Genomic DNA, 7,671 nt, shown 5'->3' with positions numbered 1-7,671 from the left:
CGCCGCCACCCTGACCGGCGCTCGCAGGGCGTCGAGTTGGCCAGCAGTGAGTTTGCCGCTCGTCATCCATCTTGTCTGGCGATTCCCGCGACGGCCCGACCGAGATCGGTGGGGAGGTGGCGCACCGCCAGGGCGACGGCTGAGTGGTCGTTACTGGAGCCGCATCTGCCTCCGCCGGACGGCCGGGGCGGCCGGTGGAACGATCACTGCACAGTGATCGACGAGATCATGTTCCGGATCCGGGCCGGGATCCCGTGGCGTGACCTGCCGGAACGCTACGGCTCGTGGAAAACCGTCTATGAACGGCATCGCCGCAGGTCGGCAGACGGCACCTGGGACCGGTCCTGCAGTCGGTCCAGGCCGACGCCGACCTTGCGGGCCGCATCGACTGGTCGATGGTCGGCGTCGACTCGACGTCCTGCCGGGCCCATCAGCACGCGGCCGGCGCCCGCAAGGCTCGGCCTCGGGTCCCGAAAGAAGGACGACGCCCCGGCACCACCACCCCGACGAAGGGCTCGGCCGGTCCCGGGGCGGCCTGACCTGCAAGAGTGGTAGGCCCGCATGTTCAGGTGTCGTGTACGCGCGGCCAAGCCCAAGTGGTTCTCGCGCTCGCTCCTGTGTCGCTCAACACGGAGGGAGCCGTCGCCAGATTCGACTACGAGCACACGTAGGGGAGTTGACAGCAGAATGCTGAAGCGCGGCACGGGGTGCGCACCACGTGCCGCGCGGTCGCGTCAGAAGGTCAGATTCCAGCTGTCGATGTATCCGGTGTCCTGCGCGGCTACGTCCTGGACCCGAAGCTTCCACGTTCCGTTGGCGGTCTCGCTCGACGCGTTCACCGTGTAGGTGGCGATGACATTGTCCGCGGAGTCGCTGGAGCTGGAGTTCTTGAGCCGGTACGCGGAGCCGTCCGGCGCGATGAGGTCGATGACCAGGTCGCCGCGGAAGGTGTGCTTGATGTCCACGCCAGCCTTGAGTATCCCGGGTGCGTTGCCCGTACGGCCGGTGACTGCGACGGACGATGTCACGGCCGCTCCGTTGTCCGGTACGACCACGTTGGCAGTGTTCTCGAACACCGTGCCGGCGGGCGGCGGGGTAGTCGCGGCGGACAGACCCCAGACCGCGTACGCGATCGCGTCGCTGTTCCGGTCGAGCGCCGTGTCGTTGATGTTGACCGAGGTGTCGCAGGACGCGTGGTAGCAGCGGTCGAAGGCCTGGCCCGAGGTGCCGCCCCACTTCTGAGCCTGGGCGGCGGTCTTGATGTAGTCGGCGCCGGAGAAGAGCCCGCCGACGGGTATGCCGGCGCTCTTGAACGGCGCGTGGTCGGAGCGGCCGTCGCCCTCCGTCTCGATCTCGGTGGGTATAGAGAGGCCGGCGTAGTAGTCCTTGAACGTCTTCTCGATCGTGGGGTCGTCGTCGTAGACGAAGTATCCGGGGTTGGGCGAGCCGATCATGTCGAAGTTCAGGTATCCGGCGATCTTGGCCCGGTCGGCGGCGGCGAGGTGGCTGACGTAGTACGTCGAACCGACCATCCCCAGCTCCTCGGCTCCCCACCAGGCGAAGCGCAGATGCTTTGACGGCTGGTAGCCGGCCCGGGAGACGGCGAGGGCGGTTTCCAGGGTCGCAGCCGAGCCGGAACCGTTGTCGTTGATCCCGGGGCCGGCCGTGACGGAGTCGAGGTGCGCGCCGGTCATCACGACCTGGCTCGCATCGCCGCCCGGCCAGTCGGCGATCAGGTTGTACCCGGTGGAGCCGCTGGAGGTGAACGTCTGGAGCGCGGTGGTGAACCCGGCCGCATCCAGCTTGGCTTTCACGTAGTCAACGGAGGCCTTGTAGCCGGCCCTGCCGTGGGCGCGGTTGCCGCCGTTGGCGGTGGCGATTGACTGGAGCTGGGCGAGGTGCGCCTTGACGTTGGCCACCGGGATGTCCGGCGCCGCGAGAACGGCGGCGGAGGACGGGACGACGGATGCATACGCGGCTGCAGGGACGGCGGGGGCGAGCAGGGCGGTAAGGGCGAAGGAGACCGCTGCTGCCACGGTCGTGCGTCTGGGGAAGAGAGTCATGTGGGGGCTCCGAGTTCCGTACGCGCGAAGGGATCAGGGCGTGGACGTACCGGTGCGCCCCTCCCCGCGGCGGGCGGGAAGGGGCGCGGTGCGTGCCCGATCGTGACGTCTTGACGGCGCACCGTCAAGACGGCATCCGGTCGGCGGCGTCCGCTCAGCGGACGCCTGCGGGGCCGGGAGGGATTAGCCCAAGGGCGCCAGATCGGGGAGAGCGAATGGCCGGCCTGACAGTGACGGTGTGTCTGTCGCCCGGAGCCCATCGCGCCGATTGCCCAGGACAGTGACAACCCCGTGGGCCGCGGCATGTGGAATTCACGACGCATCCACGGTGGCGGCAACGGTCGGGGGGCTCGCGGTCGTCCGCAGATAACGCGGTCGGACCCGTGGCCGGTGGGCTGAGCATCAGGCGAGTTGCGGCCCGGCCGACTTCGTTGAAGGACAGGGTCGTATTCCGCGCGGCCTCGAAATGATCGGCCAGCATCGCGGGGACGCCCGGTGAAAGCGGCCCGCGTCGTAGTGCGGTGGAGCGCACCCGATGGGCTCAACTCCGTTGCTCATCGGATGGCGATTGGCCCTGCCGTGGTGCGCACCCGGCCGTGATGCCCGTACTCACGCGCGGTGCGACGCCCCCCCCGATTCCCGCACCGCACCGGCGCGCCAAGGCCGGGACAGCGCTGGCCATGGTCAACCCCTACCGCCGTGGTGGGCGAGCCGGACCGGCGTGCAGTGGCGGGATCTGCCTGAGCGGTTCGGGCCGTGGGAGACGGTCTATGAGTGACATCGTCGCTGGTCAGTTGATGGCACCTGGTAGATGCTGCTGTCCCGCATTCAGGCAGCCGAGGATGCGGCGGGCGGGATCGACTGGGACGGGTCGGTGGACTCGACAGCCGTACGAGCCCACCAGCACGCCGCCGGCGCGAGGAAGGTGTCCCCGGCCGCCGTTCCTCAAAAGGGGGCCGAGCGGGGGACGAACCAGGTCGATCCGGTACTGCGGAATCTGGTCGCCCGTCTGGAGGAGGTGGTCGGATCGGCGAGTGTCTGGGACGTGCCCGCGGCGGATTCACCACCAAGATCCACCTTGAGAGGAGCGCTGCGTAGGCTTTGAGGGTCGTGGGGTGGAGGTCAGGAGAGCGGCCGGGTCATCCATCGCTGCCTGATGATGCGTCAGGAAAGTCAGCAAGTGGTCAGCTTGAGTCCTGAAAACCTGAGCGCAGCTGCCTGGACTCGCGATTCGTTGTAGAGTGCGGAAACAGCACTTGACCTGCAAAAACGCAGGCAGGGAGCCTACGTCCAGGAGTACTTCGATGATGCGTACCATGTTCAAGTCCAAGATCCACCGCGCCACCGTGACCCAGGCCGATCTGCACTACGTCGGTTCCGTCACGGTCGACGCCGCGCTGATGGAAGCCGCCGACCTGCTGCCCGGCGAGCTCGTGCACATCGTCGACATCGACAACGGTGCCCGGCTGGAGACGTACGTCATCGAGGGCGAGCGAGGCTCCGGGGTGATCGGGATCAACGGAGCCGCCGCTCATCTCGTGCACCCCGGTGATCTGGTCATTCTGATCAGCTACGCGCAGGTCGACGACGCCGAGGCGCGCGGGCTGATTCCGCGTATCGTCCATGTCGACGCGGGCAACCGGATCGTCGAGCTCGGTGCCGACGCCTCCGCGCCCGTGCCGGGTTCCGACACCGAGCGCAGCCCGCACGCCGTTCCCGGGGCGCGCTGAAGCGCCTCACTCAGCGAGGAGCATCCGCCATGACAGAGCAGTCCGGACAGGCCGGTCCCGACATCCGTGACGACCGGGCGGCGGGCAAGCTGCTCGCGTACGTGGACGGTGAGGCCGCCGGGGTCATCGTGTACTTCGTCCTGGACGGGGCGCCCGCGGCGCTCGTCGCCGTGCATACCGTCGTCGAGCAGGGTCACGAGGGGAAGGGCATCGGTGGTGCCCTGGTCAAGGAGTTCTACTCCATGGCCGCCCGCGAGGGCGTCCCCGTCGTTCCGCTCTGTCCGTACGCCGCCAAGTGGGCATCGCGCCACCCGGACGAGGCCCCCGAGGCCCCGGCGGAGCTGGTGGAGCGGGCCAAGAAGGAGCTCGCCGCCCATCCCGAGCTCTACTGATCCGCTGTTCCGGCTGGTGGGCGCCTGCCGGGCGCGGGCGGGACTGCCGGTAGCGTGACGCGGATGAGCCTCGCACTCCTGCACACCTCCCCGGTCCACGTCCCGGTCTTCGATGCCTTGCGTGACGCCCACCATCCCGGCCTCGTCGTGCGCCACCTCGTGTACAAGGACCTCCTGGACCGTGCGGGTGTGCTGGGGCCGGAAGCGGTGGCGGGGGATGTCGAGGCACTGGTGAGCAGTGCCGTCGCCGACGGGGCCACCGCGGTGCTCTGCACCTGTTCGACGATCGGTGGGGTCGCCGAGTCCGTCGGGGAGAGGCTCGGTATCCCGGTCCTGCGCATCGACCGGCCGATGGCGGCCGCCGCCGTCCGCGGGCGGCGGGTGACCGTTCTGGCGGCGCACCACGCCACGCTGGAACCGACCCGCGCGCTGATCGCCGAGGAGGCGGAGCGGGCGGGGCAGCGGGATCTGGAGGTGCGCACCGTTCTGGTCGACGGCGCTTGGGAGCGCTTCGAGGCCGGTGATCATGACGGCTACCTGGATCTGGTGGCGGCGGCGGCCGACGCCGTGACGGACGCCGACGTGATCGTGCTGGCACAGGTCTCGATGGCGGGCGCGGTCACCCGTTCGGTCACCCGGATCCCGGTCCTGTCCAGCCCCCGTGCCGGGCTGGACGCCGCGGCGGGCGCGGCCGCGCGCTGACGATCGCGTGCGCGGACGGGTGGACGGGCGGACGGGTGGGACCGTGAACGGGCCGGTGCATCCGCAGCCCGTACGTGTGGACTCGCCGGGCGAGGGCAGCCGCTCCGGGAGACGGTGGAGGAGATCCACCCCGACCGTTCGGAGGCCCGAGATGACCCACCCGTACCCCGATCCGGTTCCGCCGGCGCCCACCCCCGGACCGATTCCGGGGCCGCCCCAGCCGCTGCCCGAGCCGACGCCGGCCCCGCCCGGCCCGGGACCGACGCCGCCCGTGCCCACGCCGGGCCCGGCTCCGGATCCGATCCCGCAGCCGCCCGCGCCCAACCCCGAGCCGGTGCCGCCGCCTGAGCCGGAGCCTTCACCGGTCGGCTGACCGGCACCGGTCGCGATACCGGCACCGGCACCGGCACCGCGCGCGCCTGTGGCGCAGCCCTTCGGCTCAGCCCCCGGCCAGCACCGCGTTGGCCCGTGCCGTGACCTCGGTCAGGACCCGGCCCGCCGTCGCCAGGTCCTCGGCCGGCAGGTCCGCGTAGAGCCTGGCGGTGACCTCGGAGAGGGCGGCCCGGTGCGTTCGGTGCAGTTCGCTGCCCGCGGCCGTCATGGCCAGCCGTGCCGGGTCTCCCGGCTCCTCCGCCAGCAGGCCCTGCCCGATCAGACCGGTCAGGACGGTCTCCACGGCCGTGGGGTCGATCTTCAGCGTGGAGGTCATCCGGTCGACGAGCCCTGGGCGCTCGATCCTCCCGCCGCTGTCCGCCGTGGCGTTCAGGGCGACGGACTGGTGGAAGGTGGTGCCCGTGGCGGCCAGCAGACTTTCGAGAACGGCGCGCGTGGCGTAGTGGGCCTGGCCGATGACCTGGCCGTTGACGGTCGGTGCGGTGGTCATGATGACTCCTCGGTGGAAGGTCCGGTGACTACGGGAACCGGCACGTCAAGCAGTGCCGTCAGTGTCCGGGTGAACGCCTCGGTATCCGGACCGTCCAGGCCACCCAGCGGGGCGAGCAGCCCGTCGACGAGCCGCTGCACCACCTCGACCGCGCGACCGGTGACCGCGAGGCCCTCACCGGTGAGCGACAGGCGGACGGCCCGGGTGTCGGACGGGTCGGCGGCCCGTTCGACGAGCCCGGCGGCCTCCAGACCGCGGGCCAGCTTCGAGACGTAGAGCGCTTCGAGGCCGGTGTGGTCAGCGAGTGCCCGCTGGCTCGGCCGCAGCCCCGCATGCTGCATCCCCGACAGGGACGCGAGCAGGGAGTACTGCGCGTGGGTCAGCCCGAGCGGCGCGAGCCCCCGGTCGATGGCCACCCGCCATTTCATCGACAGTCGCCAGACCAGGAAGCCGGGGGTCGGACCCGCAGGTGCGTTGCTCATAGGTAATACAGTACATGGCTACTATCTACATGGCTATTAAATAAGGGAGAGAGGAGTACGGGGTTCAGGCGTCCAGCTTCAGCAGGGCGTCGGCGTGCGCGAGCCCGCTCTCCGCGGCGATCGAGTCCAGCGACTGGGCGTCACGCACCGGAGCGAAGCGGACCGCAAGGCCGTCCTGCCCCGTGATCGCCGCCGCCCCGAATCCGTACACCGCGGGCCGCGGCAGGCTGTTGTAGGCCCACGGCGTGGAGAAGTAGTACGCGCCGGTGTCGTGCAGCACCACGTAGTCGCCCGCCCGCAGTTCGGGCAGCTCCCGGGCCGGTGCGACGACGTCCCCGGCGAAGCAGCACGGACCGGCGATGTCCTGAACGAGCGCCGGGCCGGCCTTCGGTAGCCCGTCGGCGTCGAACGCGCCCACCCGCAGCGGCCAGGCGTCCGGCATGAAGACGGTACGGGTGGCGGTCTGCGCGCCCGCGTGGGTGAGCGCGATCCGCCGGCCCCCGGCGTCCTTCGTGTACTCCACGAGCGCACAGATGAAGCCGTTCTTGGCCATCAGCGACCGGCCGAACTCGGTGACGAGCCCGTACCGCCCGTCGAACAGTCCCGGCACGGCGTCGCGCAGCGCGCTCGCGTACGCGGCGAAGGTGGGGCGGACCGTGTCGTCGGCGAAGTTGACGGGCAGACCGCCGCCGATGTCTAGGCAGGTGATCTGTGGGCGGCCGAGCCTGGTGTTGATGTCCTCGGCCAGCCGGTACGTCTCGCCGATGCCCGCCACGATCAGCTCCAGGGAGCAGCCCTGCGAGCCGACATGGGCATGCAGGCGGCTCAGCCAGGGGCGGGCCGCGAACGCCTCCATGACGCGCTCGCGCGCGCCGGGATCGTGCAGCGCCACGCCGAACTTGGAGGTGGCCGTGGCCGTACTCATCGCACCGATGGACCCGCCGCCCACCTGGGGATTGACCCGGAGCCCGATGGCGGACTTCGCGTCCGAGGGCCGCAGCGCGGCGATCCGGTCCACCTCGTCCAGGTTGTCCGCGTTGAGCGCCACGCCGAGCGCCAGTGCCCGCCGGATCTCGTCACGCGTCTTGACGGGGGAGTCGAGGACGATCTTCGACGGTGCGAACCCCGCGTCGAGCGCGATCCGCAGTTCACCCGGGCTCGCGACCTCGCAGCCCATGCCGCACTCCGCGAGCAGCCGCAGGACGGGCACGAGCGACGCCGCCTTCGCGGCGAAGGTGTGCAGCACACCGGGCACCCCCGCGAACGCCTCCTGGAGCGCGGCCACCGACTCCCGCACACCGTCCGCGTCGACGAATCCGGCGACCGGGCTCGACTCGCCGAGCAGACCGGACGCGACGGCGTGGCGGACCGCTGCCGCGACACGCACGGAGGAGGGCGGGGCGGAGGGTGGCGGGGGAG

At 70.7% G+C, this 7,671-nt stretch carries 7 protein-coding genes and 2 pseudogenes; 5 read left to right on the top strand and 4 right to left on the bottom strand.

Annotated features, from left to right (window positions below):
• Positions 1 to 108: 108 nt before the first annotated feature.
• Positions 109 to 547 (top strand): annotated as a pseudogene (locus tag JGS39_RS34300) (IS5 family transposase); the annotation flags it as partial.
• A 187-nt stretch (positions 548 to 734) separates the two neighbouring features.
• Here the strand turns inward: JGS39_RS34300 and JGS39_RS34295 are convergent.
• Positions 735 to 2,063 (bottom strand): M28 family metallopeptidase, encoded by a 1,329-nt coding sequence (locus tag JGS39_RS34295; protein WP_219573659.1) that lies wholly within the window; start codon positions 2,061 to 2,063, stop codon positions 735 to 737.
• A 646-nt stretch (positions 2,064 to 2,709) separates the two neighbouring features.
• Between JGS39_RS34295 and JGS39_RS42010 the strand changes: the two are divergent.
• The 4 genes and pseudogenes from JGS39_RS42010 to JGS39_RS34280 all read left to right on the top strand — a co-directional run.
• Positions 2,710 to 3,143, top strand: a pseudogene (locus tag JGS39_RS42010) (transposase); the annotation flags it as partial.
• A 224-nt stretch (positions 3,144 to 3,367) separates the two neighbouring features.
• A complete protein-coding gene (panD, locus tag JGS39_RS34290) occupies positions 3,368 to 3,793 on the top strand; it encodes an aspartate 1-decarboxylase (RefSeq protein WP_219573658.1) in 426 nt (141 codons plus the stop codon).
• 29 nt (positions 3,794 to 3,822) lie between these two features.
• Positions 3,823 to 4,185: a GNAT family N-acetyltransferase gene (locus JGS39_RS34285; RefSeq protein WP_219573657.1), complete on the top strand. Its 363-nt coding sequence runs from the start codon at positions 3,823 to 3,825 to the stop codon at positions 4,183 to 4,185.
• A 63-nt stretch (positions 4,186 to 4,248) separates the two neighbouring features.
• A complete protein-coding gene (locus JGS39_RS34280; protein WP_219573656.1) occupies positions 4,249 to 4,887 on the top strand; it encodes an aspartate/glutamate racemase family protein in 639 nt (212 codons plus the stop codon).
• Positions 4,888 to 5,326: 439 nt separating this feature from the next.
• Here the strand turns inward: JGS39_RS34280 and JGS39_RS34275 are convergent, their stop codons facing one another.
• The 3 genes from JGS39_RS34275 to JGS39_RS34265 all read right to left on the bottom strand — a co-directional run.
• Positions 5,327 to 5,770 carry a winged helix DNA-binding protein gene (locus JGS39_RS34275; protein WP_219573655.1) on the bottom strand — a complete coding sequence of 148 codons (444 nt, stop codon included), beginning with the start codon at positions 5,768 to 5,770 and terminating at the stop codon, positions 5,327 to 5,329.
• Complete coding sequence (locus tag JGS39_RS34270; RefSeq protein WP_219573654.1) at positions 5,767 to 6,252, bottom strand: MarR family winged helix-turn-helix transcriptional regulator; 486 nt, start codon at positions 6,250 to 6,252, stop codon at positions 5,767 to 5,769. The genes JGS39_RS34275 and JGS39_RS34270 overlap by 4 nt, the downstream gene beginning before the upstream one ends.
• 64 nt (positions 6,253 to 6,316) lie before the next feature.
• Positions 6,317 to 7,671: type III PLP-dependent enzyme domain-containing protein (locus JGS39_RS34265; protein WP_219573653.1), on the bottom strand; the 1,355-nt coding region annotated here is incomplete at its 5' end.

The sequence above is a fragment of the Streptomyces poriferorum genome (assembly GCF_019399235.1).
GTDB classification, from domain to species: Bacteria; Actinomycetota; Actinomycetes; order Streptomycetales; family Streptomycetaceae; genus Streptomyces; species Streptomyces poriferorum.
Note: the sequence above shows the minus strand (reverse complement) of the source record. Positions and strands in the feature narration are given on the sequence as shown.